The sequence below is a fragment of the Bacillota bacterium genome (assembly GCA_029961055.1).
Lineage (GTDB): Bacteria > Bacillota > Sulfobacillia > JAIMAT01 > JAIMAT01 > JAIMAT01.
In genome coordinates this window covers 97,096-112,753 of record JASBVM010000004.1, presented here as the reverse complement: position 1 = coordinate 112,753, position 15,658 = coordinate 97,096, and the positions used below count along the sequence as shown (strand labels likewise).

General features: G+C 74.7%; 13 protein-coding genes and 1 riboswitch. Of the genes, 5 read left to right on the top strand and 8 right to left on the bottom strand.

Features of this window, described 5'->3' with window-relative positions; all coding sequences use genetic code 11:
- Nucleotides 1-132: 132 nt before the first annotated feature.
- The gene (locus QJR14_01545) at nucleotides 133-2,391 is read left to right on the top strand and encodes a xanthine dehydrogenase family protein molybdopterin-binding subunit (GenBank protein MDI3316304.1); all 2,259 of its coding nucleotides are present in this window, start codon (nucleotides 133-135) and stop codon (nucleotides 2,389-2,391) included.
- 401 nt (nucleotides 2,392-2,792) lie between these two features.
- On the opposite strand, the gene lpdA is transcribed toward QJR14_01545, so the two are convergent.
- The 6 genes from lpdA to QJR14_01515 form a co-directional block, all read right to left on the bottom strand.
- Complete coding sequence (lpdA, locus tag QJR14_01540) at nucleotides 2,793-4,316, bottom strand: dihydrolipoyl dehydrogenase (GenBank protein MDI3316303.1); 1,524 nt, start codon at nucleotides 4,314-4,316, stop codon at nucleotides 2,793-2,795.
- Between the two features lie 8 nt (nucleotides 4,317-4,324).
- Entirely contained in the window at nucleotides 4,325-5,014 is a 690-nt protein-coding gene (locus QJR14_01535; protein ID MDI3316302.1) for an NTP transferase domain-containing protein, read from the bottom strand.
- Complete coding sequence (locus QJR14_01530) at nucleotides 4,992-5,777, bottom strand: XdhC family protein (GenBank protein ID MDI3316301.1); 786 nt, start codon at nucleotides 5,775-5,777, stop codon at nucleotides 4,992-4,994. The genes QJR14_01535 and QJR14_01530 overlap by 23 nt, the downstream gene beginning before the upstream one ends.
- On the bottom strand, nucleotides 5,774-6,130 hold the full coding sequence (locus QJR14_01525; GenBank protein ID MDI3316300.1) for an XdhC family protein: 357 nt from the start codon (nucleotides 6,128-6,130) through the stop codon (nucleotides 5,774-5,776). Before QJR14_01525 ends, QJR14_01530 begins: the two co-directional genes overlap by 4 nt.
- A 6-nt stretch (nucleotides 6,131-6,136) precedes the next feature.
- Nucleotides 6,137-7,036 carry a MoxR family ATPase gene (locus QJR14_01520; protein MDI3316299.1) on the bottom strand — a complete coding sequence of 300 codons (900 nt, stop codon included), beginning with the start codon at nucleotides 7,034-7,036 and terminating at the stop codon, nucleotides 6,137-6,139.
- 316 nt (nucleotides 7,037-7,352) lie between these two features.
- Nucleotides 7,353-8,213, bottom strand: coding sequence for a sigma-70 family RNA polymerase sigma factor (locus tag QJR14_01515; protein ID MDI3316298.1), 861 nt, complete (start codon nucleotides 8,211-8,213; stop codon nucleotides 7,353-7,355).
- A gap of 267 nt (nucleotides 8,214-8,480) precedes the next feature.
- Here QJR14_01515 and QJR14_01510 point away from each other — a divergent pair, with 267 nt between their 5' ends.
- The 3 genes from QJR14_01510 to QJR14_01500 all read left to right on the top strand — a co-directional run bounded on the left by QJR14_01510 (nucleotide 8,481) and on the right by QJR14_01500 (nucleotide 11,668).
- The gene (locus tag QJR14_01510) at nucleotides 8,481-9,443 is read left to right on the top strand and encodes an EamA family transporter (GenBank protein ID MDI3316297.1); all 963 of its coding nucleotides are present in this window, start codon (nucleotides 8,481-8,483) and stop codon (nucleotides 9,441-9,443) included.
- 198 nt (nucleotides 9,444-9,641) lie between these two features.
- Nucleotides 9,642-10,817, top strand: a complete 1,176-nt coding sequence (locus tag QJR14_01505) for an FAD-dependent oxidoreductase (GenBank protein ID MDI3316296.1) — start codon at nucleotides 9,642-9,644, stop codon at nucleotides 10,815-10,817.
- Nucleotides 10,818-10,933: 116 nt separating this feature from the next.
- Nucleotides 10,934-11,668 carry a CBS domain-containing protein gene (locus QJR14_01500; GenBank protein ID MDI3316295.1) on the top strand — a complete coding sequence of 245 codons (735 nt, stop codon included), beginning with the start codon at nucleotides 10,934-10,936 and terminating at the stop codon, nucleotides 11,666-11,668.
- A gap of 75 nt (nucleotides 11,669-11,743) precedes the next feature.
- Here QJR14_01500 and QJR14_01495 read toward each other — a convergent pair whose 3' ends face one another.
- Together QJR14_01495 and QJR14_01490 are read right to left on the bottom strand one after the other, a co-directional pair.
- Nucleotides 11,744-13,423 (bottom strand): cobalamin-dependent protein, encoded by a 1,680-nt coding sequence (locus QJR14_01495; protein MDI3316294.1) that lies wholly within the window; start codon nucleotides 13,421-13,423, stop codon nucleotides 11,744-11,746.
- Nucleotides 13,402-14,526 (bottom strand): NAD/NADP octopine/nopaline dehydrogenase family protein, encoded by a 1,125-nt coding sequence (locus QJR14_01490; GenBank protein ID MDI3316293.1) that lies wholly within the window; start codon nucleotides 14,524-14,526, stop codon nucleotides 13,402-13,404. Before QJR14_01490 ends, QJR14_01495 begins: the two co-directional genes overlap by 22 nt.
- A 95-nt stretch (nucleotides 14,527-14,621) precedes the next feature.
- Nucleotides 14,622-14,762, bottom strand: a riboswitch (cyclic di-AMP (ydaO/yuaA leader).
- A gap of 163 nt (nucleotides 14,763-14,925) precedes the next feature.
- On the opposite strand from QJR14_01490, the gene QJR14_01485 reads away from it, so the two are divergent.
- Nucleotides 14,926-15,609: a phosphoribosyltransferase family protein gene (locus QJR14_01485; protein MDI3316292.1), complete on the top strand. Its 684-nt coding sequence runs from the start codon at nucleotides 14,926-14,928 to the stop codon at nucleotides 15,607-15,609.
- Nucleotides 15,610-15,658 lie beyond the last annotated feature (49 nt).

The following is a 15,658-nucleotide window of genomic DNA, read 5'->3' as shown; positions in this document are numbered from 1 at the left end:
ACCGGGGCTCCCGCCGCCATGCCCTCCCCGGCTTGGTCGAAACTGCCGTATCCTTAGGGTTCGAGGGCGGGGAGGGGGGAGGCGGGGTGTCCCCGCCTCCCGACCCGCCCGGGAAGGGAGCGATCCGTCAGCGTGTCCTCTCGAGAGCCCGCCTATCAGGTGATCGGGAAGTCGCAGCCACGGCTGGACGGGCCGGAGAAACTGCGCGGCTCCGCGCGCTACGTCGCCGACCTGCGCCCGGCCCACCTGCTGCACGCGCGGCTGGTGCTCAGCCCCCACCCCCACGCCCGCATCGTCCGCATCGACGCGACCGGCGCCCTTCAGACGACCGGCGTGGTGGCGGTCCTGACCGCCGCCGATCTGGAGCCCACCGCCCTGCTGGCGGAGGACGAGGTCTTCTACGTCGGCCACCCCGTGGCCGTGGTGGTGGCCGAGAGCGAAGCCCTGGCCGAGGACGCGGCCGAGCGGGTCCAGGTGGAGTACGAGCCGCTCCCGGCGGTCCTCGATCCCGAGCAGGCGATGCTCCCGGACGCCCCCCTCGTGCGTCGCCTCCCGGAGGACCATGCCTCGGAGGCGATGGCGGCGCACGGGGCGGCGACGGCCAGCGCCCAGGACGAGCCCCGCCCGCAGAACGTCAGCGACATGGTCCACTTCCGCCGCGGCGACGTCGCAGCCGGCTTCGCCCAGGCCGACGCGGTGATCGAGGCCACCTACCGCGCCGGCGCCGTCCACCAGGGCCACATCGAGACGCACGGCGTGGTGGCGGAGCCCGGCCCCGACGGTTCCCTCACCCTGTGGACCTCGACCCAGGGCTCCTTCGACACCCGTCACGGCACGGCCCAGACGCTGGGCCTGGAGGAGCACCGGATCCGCGTGGTGCCGACGACGGTGGGTGGCGCCTTCGGCGGCAAGTTCATGCTTCTCGAGCCGCTGGCCGGTGCCGTGGCGCGCCGCCTGGGCCGCACCGTCCGCCTGGTCCTGGATCGCGTCCAGGACTTCCTGGTCAGCCGCCCGGCGCCGGCGGCGGTCATCCGCCTGAAGATGGGCGCCCGGCGCGACGGCAGCCTGACCGCGCTTCAGGCCCGGCTGGTCTTCGACACCGGCGCCGAACCCGGCTCGCCGGTGGGCATCGCCGCCCTTCTCCTGGGAGGCACCTACCGGGTGCCCCACCTGGAGATCGTCGGCTACGAGGTGCTCACCCACAAGAGCCCCGCCGGGGCGTACAGGGGGCCCGGCGCGCCGCAGGCTTACTTCGCCCTGGAGTCGCACATGGACCGGCTCGCCCGGCGCCTCGGCCTCGACCCGCTCGAGTTCCGTCTGCAGAACGCGGCCCGCGAGGGCGATCCCCGCCCCGACGGCCGGTCCTGGCCCCGCCTGGGGCTGGTGGAGTGCCTGGAGCGGGTGCGCGAGCATCCGCTCTGGCAGGAGAAGCCTGCCGGGCCCGACGAGGGCTGGGGGCTGGCGGTGGGCGGCTGGCCGGGCGGCCTGGAACCGGCGGCGGCCGGCTGCCGCCTCGACCCCGACGGCACCCTCACCGTCCAGGTGGGCGCCGTCGACATCACCGGCTCGGCCACCTCGCTGGCCATGATCGCGGCCGAGATCTTCGGCCTGCCCCCCGAGCGCGTCCAGGTCGTCAACCGGGACACGGACAGCTCGCCCTTCGGCGGCTCCGCCGGAGGAAGCAAGACCATCTACACCATCGGACCCGCGGTCCAGCGCGCCGCCGAGGACGCCCGGCGCCAGGTGCTCGAGCTGGCGGCCGAGCGGCTGGAGGCCGCGCCCGAGGACCTGGAGCTGCGCGACGGCCGCGTCTCGGTCAAGGGCGTGCCCTCCCGCTCCGTGACCCTGGCCGAGCTGGCGCGGCTCACCACCCGGTTCGGCAGTCGGTACGCCCCCATCTACGGCCACGGCCGGGTGGCGCAGCGCTCCTCCGCGCCGGGCTTCGCCGTCCATCTGGCCCGTGTCCACGTGGACCGCGAGACCGGCCAGCTCAGGGTGACCGGCTACCTGGCCGTTCAGGACGTGGGGCGGGCGATCAACCCCGCCGAGGTGGTCGGGCAGATCCGGGGCGGCGTGACGCAGGGGATCGGGCGCGCCTTCCTGGAGGAGCTGATCTGGGACGAGTCGGGCCAGCTGGCCGACGCCAACCTGGCCGACTACCGCCTGCCCACCGTCTCCGACGTCCCGCCCATCGAGGCGGAGCTGGTGGAGGTCCCCGCCCCGGACGGCCCCTTCGGTGCCAAAGGGGTCGGCGAGCCGCCCGCCATCCCCGTGGCGGCGGCGCTGGCCAACGCGTTGGAGGATGCGGTGGGCGTCCGCCTGGAGCGCATCCCCTTCCACCCCGCGGCCGTCCTCGAGGCGCTGGGGCAGGCGGACCGGCGTACGGCCTGAGCCTGGCCGCCGGCGCGGGCCGGCGGCCGACCACCCCGCGGCAGCGGAACGGCGGAAGAGACGAGACGGGCGCGGTGCCTTGGCACCGCGCCCGTTCTGGGAGCAGGTCTCGGGAGGTAGACCTGCTCCTGCCCCCCGGAGGGCTTTCGTGAAGCCTGGGTGCGGGACCGATCGGTCGGCCGCCCCGGCTTCCGATTCTGGCCGCCGGTCGTCGTGAGTTCCCCGCGCTCCTCAGGACTCCGCGACCAGCGGTTGCATCTTGAGGATAGCCAGCCTCTTCGGCGGTGAACATCGGTTCCGGGCCCGAAAGCGCCGCCCTCCCACCTGGGGCGCCCACCCGAGGGGCTCGGCCGCGCTCGCGCCCCGGCGCCGCCCCGCTCCGCCTTGGCTTCTCCTCGCCCTCAGGCGGGGCGCCCGCTTCCGCTGGGCTCGGGGCGCCGCCGGAGGAGCGTGTGGATCGGCTGTCCCAGGCCCAGGGCGGCCGCCTCCATCAGCGTCTCGGGCAGCGTCGGGTGGGCGTGGATGGTCAGCGCCAGATCCTCCAGCGTCGCCCCCATCTCGATGGCCAGCACCCCCTCGGCGATCAGGCTGGAGGCGTCCGGACCCACGATCTGGACGCCGAGCAGCGCGTGGTCCGAGGCGTCCGCCACCAGCTGGACGAAGCCCTCGCCCCGCGCCTCGCCCAGCGCCCGGCCGTTGGCGGCGAAGTTGAAGCGGGCGCTGACCGGCTCGATCCCCTGCGCCCGGGCCTCTTCCTCGGTCAGGCCGGCGGTGGCGATCTCCGGGTCCGAGAAGATGACCGCCGGGACGGCGCGCGGCTCGAAGACCGTCGGCCGGCCGGCCGCCGCCTCCGCCGCCACGATCCCCTCGTGGCTCGCCTTGTGGGCGAGGAGCGGCCCGCCCGCCAGATCCCCGATGGCGAAGATGCCGGCGGCCCGCGTCCGGCGCTGGCCGTCCACCGGCAGGAAGCCCTTCTCGTCCGTGCTCAGCCCGACGCTCTCCAAGCCGAGCTCCTCGCTGTTGGGGCGCCTGCCCACGGAGACCAGAACCTTCTCCGCCGGGATCGCCACCTCGCGCCCGTCCGCCAGGCGGACGGCCACCCTGCCCGCACCCGAGCCGCCGGCGGGCGGCTCGCCTCCCAGCAACTGGGCGCCCTTGTGGACCGTGACGCCCAGCTTGCGGAGCTGCCGCTCCACCACCGTCACCAGGCTCCTCCCCACGCCGCCCAGGATCTCGGGCAGCGCCTCGACCACGGTGACGCGGCTTCCCAGCTTGGCATAGACCGTGCCCAGCTCGATGCCGATGTAGCCGCCGCCCACCACCACCAGCTCCGCCGGCAGCTCCCGCAGGGCGAGGGCGCCGGTGGCGTCGAGCACCCAGCGCCCGTCGAAGGGGAGCACCTTCAACGCCGCGGGTCGCGAGCCGGTGGCCAGGACGGCCTGGCGGAAGGCGATCTCGCTTCCCTGGGGTGGGACGACCGCGGTGCCGGCGCCCGCGCCCGCGCCGGCCCCGGCGACCCCGCCGGCCCCGGCGACCGGTTCGATCCGGGCCCGCCCGGGCCCCAGCAGCCGCGCCCGGCCGTGGACGAGGCGGACACCGTTCCCCTGCAGGAGCTGGCGGACGCCGCCCGTCAGCTGCCGGACGACGCCCGCCTTCCAGTCCTGGAGCCGCCCCAGGTCGACCCGGGCGCCCTCGAAGAGCAGCCCCATCGTCTCGGCCTGGCGGGCGCGGGCGAAGAGGTCGGCGGCGCTGATCAGCGCCTTGGAGGGGATGCAGCCCACGTTGAGGCAGACCCCTCCCACCTCCCCCGCCTCCACCAGGGTGACGTCCAGGCCCAGCTGGGCCGCGCGGATGGCGGCCACATAGCCGCCCGGCCCGCCCCCGATCACCAGGAGCTCCGCCGTCCCGCCCTGCGCTCCGTTCATCGCCTCGCTCACGCTCGCCACCCTTCCCTCGCGTCTTGGGCTCGCTCCCCGCCCTCGCCAGCCCAGCCCATCTCCTCCAGCAGCCGCCGGTACGCCTCCGGATCGTCCACGTCGCGGAACCAGGGGCCCCGCCCCAGCTCCACCCGCATCACCCGGTCCGGATACCTGCCCAGCAGCTGGCGAGCGCCCACGTCACCCTCCAGGCGCAGCAGCTCGTCGAAGAGCGGCCGGGCGAAGACGGCCGGATTGCGGAGCTCGCCCTCCTCCGCCGCCGCCACGGCCAGCGCCTCCCCCCGCCGCCCGAAGGCCTCGACGAGCCGCTCCACCTGTTTGCGCGCCAGCGCGGGCTGGTCGACCACCAGGAAGAGGATCCCGTCCGGCCGCTCCCCCGCGGCGGCCGCCCGGACCCCCGCCGCCACCGAGGAGGCAAGCCCCCGCGCGTACCCGCGGTGGTCCACCACCCGCAGGCGCGCGTCCTCGCCCCGCTGGCGCGCCCAGCGCAGCGCCTCGGCCCGGAGCTCCGCCGCCGCGGGCCCCACCACCACCCAGATCCGCCCGTCCACGGCGGCGGCCGCCTCCAGCGCCCGGGAGAGGAGCGTGGCTCCCGGCCCCGCGGGCAGAAGCGGCTTCGGCCGGCCCATGCGGCGGCTCAGCCCTGCCGCCAGGACCACCGCGTCAAGCCGTGGCCGCCTCGGCATGGATGCTCCCGCTCCGCTCGCGCAGGAAGCCTCCCCGGTGCCCGTTCCGGACGGCCAGCACCTCGGCCAGGATGCTGACCGCCACCTCCTCCGGCCCCTCGGCGCCCACGTCCAGCCCCACCGGGCTGTACAGGCGGGCCAGCGCCGCCGGCGAGGGGCGGAAGCCCTCCCTGCGGAGCTCCTCCAGGATCCGCTCGGCCCGCTCGCGCGGCCCGAGCAGCCCGACGTAGGCCGCCTCCGAGGCGAGGGCGAAGCGGAGGCTGAGCCGGTCGCGGACCAGGTGGTGGTTCATCACCACCGCGTAGCTGCGCGGACCCAGATGGAGACGCCCCTCCAGCTCGTCCGGTGCAAGGGGCACCACCTCTGCCCCGGGGAAGCGCTCGGGGGTCGCGTAGGCCTCCCGCGGGTCGACCACCAGGACCCGGAAGCCCAGCCGGCTCCCGCCCTGGGCCAGCGGAACGGCGTCATGGCCGGCGCCGAAGAGGACCAGCTCCGGCGGCGCCGCCTGGACGTCGAAGAAGAGCGGGAGCCGGGCGCCGCCGGGGAGCTCCGCCTCCGCGCTTCCCGAGCGCGGTCGTGCCGCCGCCAGCCGGCGGCGCGCCTCCGCCACCGCCCAGCGGTCGACGGCGGCGTCGCCCAGGCTGCCCACGGGCTCCCCTTCCTCGGGAACGAAGAGGCGCGCGCCGCCTTCCAGCGCCGTCACCAGGACGGCGGTCTGCCCCCCGCGGACCGCCTCCAGCCAGCGCTCGAAAGGAAGGCTCATCGCCCGCCCCCTCCGGCGCCGGCGCCGCCTGCCTCCGGGAGCGGCTCGACGTAGACGTCCAGCGCGCCACCGCAACCCAGCCCCAGGCTCCAGACGGTCTCGTCGTCCAGCTCGTAGTGGCGGAGGAGCGGCTTCCCGCCCTCCATCACCTGGCGCGCCACCTCGGCGATGTCCGCCTCGACGCACCCTCCCGAGACGGTGCCCACGATCCGACCGTCCTCGTGGACCAGCAGCTTGGCCCCCTCGCGCCGGTACGCCGAGCCCCGCACGCGGACCACCGTGGCCAGGGCCGCCCGCCGGCCCGATCGCCGGGCCTCCTCGATCGCCTCCAGCAGCAGCTCCCGCTCGCCCATGAGGGCTCACCTCCCGTCGAGCTCCGCCCCCTCGGCCAGGGCGCGCTCCAGGGCCGCCTGGAGCGGCTCCCCCGCGCCCCCCGTCAGGAGCTCCCAGTCCTCCCTGTCCTTCACGATACAACCGAGGGTCTCCCGCACCATCGCCTCGTCCAGGGCGTCCCGGTGGAGAGCCGTCAGGGCCCGCGCCCAGTCCAGGCTCTCCGCCACCCCGGGCGCCTTGTTGAGCGAGAGCTGCCGCAACCGCTCCACGAAGCGCGCCACCTGCCGCGCCAGCCGCCGGTCGACGCCCGGCAGGCGCGCCTCCAGGATGCGGACCTCCTTCTCGAAGTCGGGATAGGGGATCCAGAGGTAGAGGCAGCGCCGGCGAAGCGCGTCGCTCAGCTCCCGGGTCCGGTTGGAGGTGAGGATCACGTAGGGCCGCTGCCGCGCCCGGAGGGTGCCGATCTCGGGGATGGTCACCTGGAACTCGGCCAGCACCTCCAGCAGGAAGGCCTCGAACTCCTCGTCCGCCCGGTCGATCTCGTCGATCAGCAGGACCGGCGCCCGCTCCTGGCTGATCGCCTCCAGGAGCGGCCTGCGCAGCAGGAAGGGCTCGCTGAAGATCTCCGCCTCCCGCACCTCGGCCGGCTGCCCGCTCTGCTCCGTCAGACGGATATGGAGCATCTGCTTCGGATAGTTCCACTCGTAGAGCGCCGTGGAGGCGTCCAGACCCTCGTAGCACTGGAGGCGGATCAGGCGGGTCCCGAGCACCTCCGCCAGCACCTTGGCGATCTCCGTCTTCCCCACGCCCGCCGGCCCCTCCACCAGGAGCGGCTTCTCCAGGGCGAGGACCAGCCGGAGCGCCGTCGCCACCGCCCGGTCGGCCACGTACCCCTGCTCCCGGAAGGCGGCCTGGATCGCCTCCACCCCGGGAAGCGGGCGGCCGGCGACCTCTTCTCCCGCCCCCTTCTCCGCGGACGTCGATCTCACCCCCGACCCGTCGGCTTCGAGTGGTAACCTTTCTCATCTCACCATAGTCTCACCGCAGGGGAAAGCCCAGGGGTGGGGGGCGAAGGCCGCCCGCGGCACACGCCCTCCGCGCCTGTGGCGGGGCGATCGTGCCGCATCCCGGACCATCGGCATGGCGGCTCGTCGAGGAGGGACTTGCCCGGTCCTGCGCTGGCTGGAGGGAGAGGCGGCTCGCTGCGGGCGGGTCCCTTGCGCAGGACCCGGGATCCCGGCCTCAGGAAGCCAGGTACTCCATCAGGCCGCGGCCGGCCGCGCGCCGGAGCTTGCGCAGCGCCCTCTGCTCCAGCTGGTGGACCCGGCAGCGGCTGACGCCCATCTGCTCGGCCACGCGCTCCAGCGTCCGCGCCTCCCCGCCGTCAAGCCCGAAGCGGTAGACCAGGACCTGCTGCTCGCGCGGGCTGAGCACCCGCATCAGCTGCCGGACGTCGGCCGAGAGCTGCCGGTGGACGGCCAGTTCGTCCAGGGTGGGGCCCACCTCGGGGTCGCTCACCAGGTCACCCAGGCGCTCGTCGCCGCGGTCGCCCACCGGCGTGTCCAGGGAGACGGGTTCGCGCACCGCGAGCTGGATCGCCTTCACCCGCTCCACCCCGGTCCGCGCCTCGTTGGCCAGCTCCTCCGGGGTCGGGTCGCGCCCCTCGCGCGCGGCGAACTGCTGCTCGGCCTTCCGCAGGCGGCCCGCCTCGCCCGCGGGGATGCGGATGGCCCGCCCCTGGTTCTCCACCGCGCGGATCATCGCCTCCCGGATCCACCAGGTGGCGTAGGTGCTGAACCTGTAGCCGCGGCGCCAGTCGAACTTCTCCACCGCGTGGAGCAGTCCCAGGTTTCCTTCCTGGATCAGGTCGGCCAGGGGAAGACCGCGGCCCATGTAGTGCCGGGCCACGCTGACCACCAGCCGGAGGTTGGACTCCACCAGGCGCTGGCGCGCCTCCCGGTCACCCTGCTCGGCACGCTGCGCCAGCTCGCGCTCCTCCTGCTCGTCCAGGAGAGGCTGCCGCCCGATCTCGTCCAGGTAGAGCCGCACCGCATCCTGGGTGCCGGCCTCTTCCTCGATCTCCTCGGACAGGTGGGTGGACATGGTTCCTCGCCCCATCCCTCGCCGGCCGCCGCCGCGGCCGGTTGATCGCCCGCGAGCGTCTTTCTTGCAGGTACCTTGCAGCAGACTTGCCCGTCGCTTGCGCTTCCATTTGCAAGTCCGACGATAGAGAAACCTTCGGCCCGCCACCATTCCACGAAAGGAGCATTTCTGCGGCGAGCGCCGTACCGATCGGATGAGCCCGGGCGGCGAGGGAACGGCAGGAAGCGGCTCCTTCTCCGATAATCCTTCCGAGCGAGGGATGGACGGATGGGCGAGCCGACCCCGTTCGGGGGTGGCGGGACGGGGACGACCGGCGGCCGGACGGGATGCGGCGCGCTTCAGGTGCTGGCGGGCGCCATGCTCTGGGGGACCACGGGGACGGCCCAGGCGCTGGCGCCGGCGGGGGCCACGCCGCCGGCGGTGGGTGCCGCGCGGCTCCTGGTGGGCGGGCTGGCGCTGCTCGCGTTGGGCGCCGGGCGGGGGCTCCCCGGCCCCCTCCGCCGCTGGCCGTGGACACCGCTCCTCCTCTCGGCCGCCTGCATGGCCGCCTACCAGCCGCTCTTCTTCGGCGGGGTCGCCCGCGCAGGGGTCGCCGTGGGCACGCTGGTGGGGATCGGCAGCTCGCCCATCGCCACCGGCCTCCTGGCCGCGGTGCTGCGGGGTGAGCGGCTGACCGGCCGCTGGCTCGCGGCCACGCTCCTGGCCGTGGCGGGCGCCAGCCTGCTCGCCGGTTCGGGCGGCGAGCTGCGGGCCGAGCCGCTGGGGGTGGCCATGGCGATGGGCGCGGGCGTGGCCTACGCGCTCTATACCGTGACCAGCAAGCGCCTGCTGGAGGAGCACGACCCCGCCGCGGTGGCGGCGGTGGTCTTCGCCGTGGCCGGCCTCGGTTCGGCCCCGCTCCTCTTGCTGTCGGATCCCGCCTGGCTCCTGCGGCCGCGCGGCGCCCTGGTGGCGCTCCACCTGGGGCTGGTGGCCACGGCCCTGGCCTACACGCTCTTCACCCGCGGGCTGAGACGGCTGCCTGCCGCCACCGCCGCCACCCTCTCCCTCGCCGAGCCGTTGACCGCCACCTTTCTCGGTACGGTCGTCCTTCGCGAGCCTTTCACAGGGCCGGAGGCGGCCGGGGCGCTCCTCCTCCTGGGAGGGCTCCTGCTGCTGGCGCTGCCGCCTGGCATCTCCTCCGCGACGGCCCGGCGTCTCGGCCTCCGCCCGCCGGCCGCGGGCCGCTGAGCCGCTTTGACCACCCGCCCCACTCGTTCGTGAAAGTGCGAACGAGTCCGACGGGCCCACCCGCCGTCCCAGCACCTGGAGCAATCGCCACCTCCGATCAGGCACTGCCAGGGCCGCTCGCCGGGCGACCTCCGCTTTGCCTTCCCCGCCGTTTTCGCAAGTTAATGCAGTGAGAACGTCAGTCGGGGGTGGGCGGCGGTGCGACTGGTGGTCGTAGGCGCGGGCTATGCGGGTTTGGCGGTCGTCCGGGCACTCAGGCGGTTCGGCGGGATGCGCCGTGCCCAGGTGACGCTGGTCGAGCCGCACCCCTACCATACGATCGTCACGCGCCTCCACGCCGTCGCCGCGGGGACGCTTCCTCCCTCGGGGGTGACGGTGCCCCTGGAGCGCGTGGCGCAGGGCGCGGACCTCCTGCCCGCCCGCGCCACTGCCGTCGACACGCGGTCGCGACGGCTGTGGACCGAGGCCGGTCCCCTCGACTATGACCTGCTGGTCCTCTCGGTCGGCTCGGTCCCCGCCTATCATGGGATCCCCGGCCTCGACCGCTTCAGCCTGCCGTTGCGCACGCTGGAGGACGCCCTCCGGGTGCGGCGCGAGCTGGCCGCGCCCGAACGGCTGGGCAGGCTGGTGGTGGGCGGCGCCGGCCTCACCGGCCTCGAGCTGGCCACCGAGGTGGCCTCCCGACCGCGCCGGCCCCGGGAGATCGTCCTGGTGGAGGCGCTGCCGGAGATCCTCCCGCCCTTCTCGCCCCGCCTCCGCCGGCACGTCCGGGCTGCGCTGGCGCGCATGGGGGTGGAGCTTCGAACGGGCGCGCGGATCGAGGAAGTGGAGCCGGGGCGCCTCCGCCTCGCGGGCGATGGCGATCTGGAGGCGGACCTCTTCGTCTGGACCGGCGGCGTCGGCGGCGCTCCCCTCTTGCGGCGGCTGGGCGAACAGGGCGCCGCCCTGGGCCGCGGTGGGAGGTTGAAGGTCGACGCCTCCTACGCCGTGCCGGGCGCGGAAGGCCTCTACGCGGTGGGCGATGCCGCCGACGACGGGCGGGAGCCGTCAGCCCAGCTGGCGGTGGCTCAGGGCGAGCGCCTCGGTCGCCTTCTCTCCCTCCGGCTGGCCGGGAGAGCCGAGGGCGCGGAGGCCATGGAGCCGCCGCGGCTCCTGGGGCTCTTCGCCAGCCTCGGCCCCCGCGACGGCTTCGGTCGCCTCCGGGAGACCGAGCTGGCCGGGCTTCCCGCCCACGTCGTCAAGTGGCTGGCCGAGCTCCGCTACCTGTGGCGGCTTGGCGGGCGCCCGACGGAAGTGGCGCTGGCGGCGATGCCCCCCTCCCGCGAGGGGCAGGCGCCCGGGGAAGCGGAACGCGCGGCCCAGGGCCGCTCCTGAGCTCGCTCCGCCCGGGCTCGCTCCGCCCGGGCCGGCGGCCGAAGGCCGGCCGGCAGACCGGAAGGAAGCTTTTGGCTCGACCCCGTCGTACCGTCATACAATGGGCCTGATCCCCCGTGGAGCGCGAGCGGGCGCCGCTCTCCACCGTGGCCGGCCTCCTGCTCGTGGGCGCCATCACCACCTACGCGGCGCGGGAGGTGAAGGGGCACGGTGTCCCCCAGATCCTGCAGGCGCTGGCGCTCCGGGGCGGGCGGCTCCGGCGCCGTCTTCGCCGCCTCCGCCCAGGCGCCGCTGACGGCGACCACCATCATCCTGGAGATGACCGGCGACTGTCGCCTCGCCCCCGCGGCCATGGCCGCCTGCGCGGTCGCCTACCTGGTGCACGGCTCGCTGCTGGAGGATTCGATGTACACGGTCCGCCTCCGCCGCCGCGGCATCATGATCCTCCGCGGAGCTCGAACTACCCCTGGGTCGCCGCTGAGGCCTCCCTCGAGGAGGCGACGCGCCTCTTCGCCCTCCTCGACGCCACCGAGCTGGCCGTCGTCCGCGAGGAGGAAGGGAGGCGGCGGGTGGTCGGCGTCCTCACCCAGGGAGGCGCGTTGAAGGCCTACTCCACCCACACCCTCCTGGGCATGGACACCTCCAACCGGATCGCCCGCCTGCGCGAGGCGCGGTCCGACGCCGGCGCCTTCGGCGAGGTGACCCTGCCGCCGGAGTCGCCCGCGGTCGGCAAGCGCTTGGCGGAGTTGGCCCTGCAGCGCGGCGCTGCGGCGGGCGGGATTCCAGGTGGCCGGGCGGCTCTCGGGGCACTCGGGGCGCCGGAGGCGCCGGGCCTGGCCGACCGCCGCTGAACCGCCAGCCCGGCCGGCAACCGTGGAGAAAGCGGTGGGGCGCGCCCCCCGGCCCGCCCCGCCGCTCCGGGCCGCTCAGACGGCGCGCAGCGCCTGGTCCAGGAGCCTTCGGACCCGCTCGCTCTCGCTCAGCGGCTCGCCCGTCTCCGGGTCCACCGCCCGGCAGGCGCCGTCGACGAGGCGGGTGACCACCTCGCCCCGCGCCTCGGGATTCCCCCGCAGCTGGGGCGCGTCGATCAGCCCGACGTGGACGGCTCGGGCGAGGGTGGTGGCGTCCGCCCAGGGATCGGCCACGCCCGGGTCGGCGACGGAGCGGATCGCCTCCAGAAGGATCATGGCTTCCTGAACCAGCTCGTCGCGCCTGGCCTGCACGTTGGGGTCGACCGCCATGGCCGGCAGGCCGTCCAGCGCGTCCCGGATCACGCCCCGGGCGAGGCGCGCGGCCTCGATCACGTCCCGCGCCGTGGCCGCGTGGTCGGCCTCCACCGGCGCCACCACATGGACGATCTGCGGCCGGAGCGCCATCTGCAGGAGGGTGGTGGCGCCCAGGTGGCCGCGCGCCGCGTCGAGGTCGGCCGGCATGCTGGTCAGCCCTGCCCGCGTCTCGCGCAGGACGGTGAAGCCGTCGCCCTCCAGCGACTCGATCAGCTCCGCCTTGGCCAGCATCTTGGCCAGGTCCATGGTGAACGAGGTGCCCGGCGGCGTGTTGAACATGAACTGGGCCACGTAGGTGCGGACCCCCGCCGCCCGCGCGTTGTACGCCGCCAGGAAGGCCATGGCCACGGCGACGCTGTCCGGGGCGTCGCGAAGGCTCCAGTGGTGCGCCTCGTTGGACTCCAGGGGGATGCCGTGCGCCCCGTGCCAGGCGAAGGCCGCCTGCGCCTCCCGGATCGTCTCCTCCAGCGACCGCCGGCTGCGACCGTCCAGGACGCTGTACCAGGTGAGCGGGACCGCTCCCCAGGCGAGGTGAATGGTCTCGCGCAGGACCTCGGCCATGCGGAGGATGTCCCGCGTCCCGCTGTAGGAGCGCATCAGCGGGAAGTTGCCCCGCCGCGAAGCCTGGTAGAGCGCCCGGAACTCCTCGGGGCTGTGGACGGGGACGCCCCCTGCACCTTCCTGGCGGGGGTCCCGCTCCTCCGGGTGGAAGAAGTGCTCCTGGGTGTTCTGGTCGACGCCCAACGAGATGACGTCCACCGCCCGCGACTCGGCGATGGCGGCCACGCCCTCCAGCGTCTCCCGGTAGGAAGGGCGCCCGTAGTGGTGGCGGATGAGCGGGAACGGCGCCTGGGCGCGGACCCGCTCGACCAGCGTCTCCGGGTAGGCGGTGGGCGCCGCCTCCAGCGGTCGCCCACGGAGCCAGGCCAGGACCGCCTCGTCGCCTTCGGTGCCGTCGAAGACCGCCTCGAAGAGGCCGCTCCGGGCCGCGACCCGGGCGACGGGCGGCGTGCCGCCGAAGACCAGGCGGGGCCGCCAACCCGTCTTGGCCAGGCGCGCTTCCAGTTCGCGACCGAAGAGTTCCAGCACCCTCCCCGCCGCCTCCGGCGTCAACCGGTAGCTGACGCCGACCAGGTCGGGGCGCTCGCGCTCGACGGCGCGGGCGAAGTCGACCGGATCGACGGCGGGGCCGAGGAAGATCGTGCGGTAGCCCGCCTCCCCGGCGAGGCGCAGGAAGCGGCTGACGCCCACCACGTGGACGCAGTCGCCGACGGCACCCGCCATCACCAGCGGCTGCTTCAGACCGGCATGGGACGCCATGAGCGGACCCCTCCTTCGCGGACGTAACGGATCAGCTGCTCGCCGCTGAAGCCGTCGAAGCCCAGGTTCTCCAACGTGCGGCCGCGCGCCCGGAGATCGGTCCCGACCACGCGGGAGGCGAGCCCGATCAGCGCGTCCATCAGGGGCGTGCAGACCCCCAGCGACCGTCCCAGCGAGGCCATCGGTACGAGACCCGTCGGCACGTCCTCGTAGAGATAGCGGTTGGCCAGCGTGCTCGGCGAAACGATCCCCTCATAGGCGGGGTTGCTCTGGATGGCCGCGTACAGGTCCTCCCCGGCGGCGCCGTACGCCTCCTCCAGCCACCCCCGGGCGCTCTGCACGGGCACGCCCAACGCGCGGCCCACGGCCAGCCGCTCCTCGTCCAGAGCCTCCAGAACCCGCGCCACCGCCGGCGAGATGCCCTGGCGGTAGTACTCGAAGAGCTCTCCCGCCTCGATCCGGGCCATGTTGAGCAGGGTCGGCGCCGGGTGGAAGATGGCGCCGATGTTGCCGAGAGAGGTGGTGAGCACGTCGGGGGCGGCCACGAACTGGGGCAGGGCCCGCGCCAGCGGGCGGAGCACTTCCTCCGTCCGCCAGGCCGGGATGGCCGCCAGGGGCACCTCCCGCTTGACCTGGAAGACGCGGACGCGCGCGGGGCCGGACACCCGGCTGGCGTAGAGCAGCGTCTGCGCCTCGGCGACCAGGAGATTCGAGGGCGCCCCGGCCCGGTGGAGCGCCTGCGAGAACTCGAGGGCACCCAGCGTCCGACCCGGGTGGAGAAGGATCTTATGGCCCGGTCGGAGATGGGGAGCCAGCCAGGTGGCGACGTCGCGGTGGGCGTGGGCCGGTACCACCACCACCACCACATCGGCGGCCTCCAGGAGCGATGCCGGATCCGTCCCGGCCCCCAGGAGGCGACCGAAGCCCTCCAGCGCGCCCTCGAGCTCGATGCCACCGCGCTCGGCGACGGCGGCGGTCTTTTCGGGACTGCGGTTGAGGAGCATGACCGGGTGGCCGAGCAGGGCGAGGTGGCCGGCCATGGCCAACCCCCCGCCTCCCGCGCCCACCACGAGGAAGCGCGGCTCGTTCTGCGGGCTGCGCACGACGATCCCCCCTTCCGGCGGATCTCGAGGCCGGTCCTGAGGGCATGAAAAAAGCCCAGGAGGGGTCCTGGGTCGCGCACGCAGCGCGCCCGGCCGCCTCCTCTCCCCACGCCTGCGAGGTTAGCTGACGGGCTCGGGCCGGAAGAGTCTGGCCCTACGGTTCCTGCCGGAACCGATTGGCCCCACGAACTTGGGTCCCCCGCTCCCCGTCTCCGGGGATTCGGCGATCAGGCGAACCGGCGTAACTCGATTGTCCTCTCATGGATATCAGAGCGCGACCGGCGGGTCAAGGAAGCGGTCCCGTTCCCGCCCGGCCCGGGCGGTGCCGGGCGCATCCGCACTCCCCGGATCGGCGCCGCTCGCGGAGGGCTGTGTCATGATGGAGGAGGGGATGAACTCCTGGCCGCGCCGCCTGTCCCGTTCGAAGACCGCCGCCAGGCCGGGCGCCGGCTGGCCGAGGCCTGCCTGCAGCGTGGCTGGGAGGTCGACTTCGTGGTCGCCCTGCCCCGCGGCGGCGTGGTGGTGGGCGCCGAGGTGGCACGCTCGCTCCGGGCCCCGCTCCGCGTCGCGCTGGCCCGGAAGCTCCACCATCCGTACCAGCCCGAGTTCGCCGCGGGCGCCTTGGCGCCGGACGGGCGCCTTCTCTGGAATCCCGACCTGCTGGCCTCGGTGGGAGAGCCGGAGGAGCTGGAACGGCTCCCTCCCTTCAGGCGCCAGATCGCCGCCGAGCGGCTCGCCCAGGCCGAGGCGAAGGCGAGGTACGGCCGCTGGTGCCTCGACCCCGAGGAGGCACGTGCACACCGCCTCCTCCTGGTGGACGACGGGCTGGTGACCGGCCTCACGCTGGAGGCCGCGCTGCTCTGGTTGGTCGCGCTGGAGCCCGCCTGGACCGGAGTGGGGGTCCCGGTGGCGGAGCGACTGGCCGCGCGACGGCTGGCGCGCTTCCTGCCGCAGGGGATGGAGGCGCTGCTGGCGCTGGCGCCGCTCTCGCCGCTCGGTGCGCTGGGCGCCAGTTACCGGCGCTTCGCCGCCGTTCCGGACGAGGAGGTGCTGGCCCTTTTGGAGGAGGCCGGGCGCGGCTGATCGCCCGCTCAGGGGATGGATCCGGCGCATGCGGGCGGGCATGGTCGGT

Coding starts and splice junctions, on each gene's coding strand:
- lpdA (MDI3316303.1), bottom strand. CDS start 4,316: ATGAACGGAGCGCAGGGCGGGACGGCGGAGCTCCTGGTGATCGGGGGC.
- QJR14_01535 (MDI3316302.1), bottom strand. CDS start 5,014: ATGCCGAGGCGGCCACGGCTTGACGCGGTGGTCCTGGCGGCAGGGCTG.
- QJR14_01530 (MDI3316301.1), bottom strand. CDS start 5,777: ATGAGCCTTCCTTTCGAGCGCTGGCTGGAGGCGGTCCGCGGGGGGCAG.
- QJR14_01525 (MDI3316300.1), bottom strand. CDS start 6,130: ATGGGCGAGCGGGAGCTGCTGCTGGAGGCGATCGAGGAGGCCCGGCGA.
- QJR14_01515 (MDI3316298.1), bottom strand. CDS start 8,213: ATGTCCACCCACCTGTCCGAGGAGATCGAGGAAGAGGCCGGCACCCAG.
- QJR14_01510 (MDI3316297.1), top strand. CDS start 8,481: ATGGGCGAGCCGACCCCGTTCGGGGGTGGCGGGACGGGGACGACCGGC.
- QJR14_01495 (MDI3316294.1), bottom strand. CDS start 13,423: ATGGCGTCCCATGCCGGTCTGAAGCAGCCGCTGGTGATGGCGGGTGCC.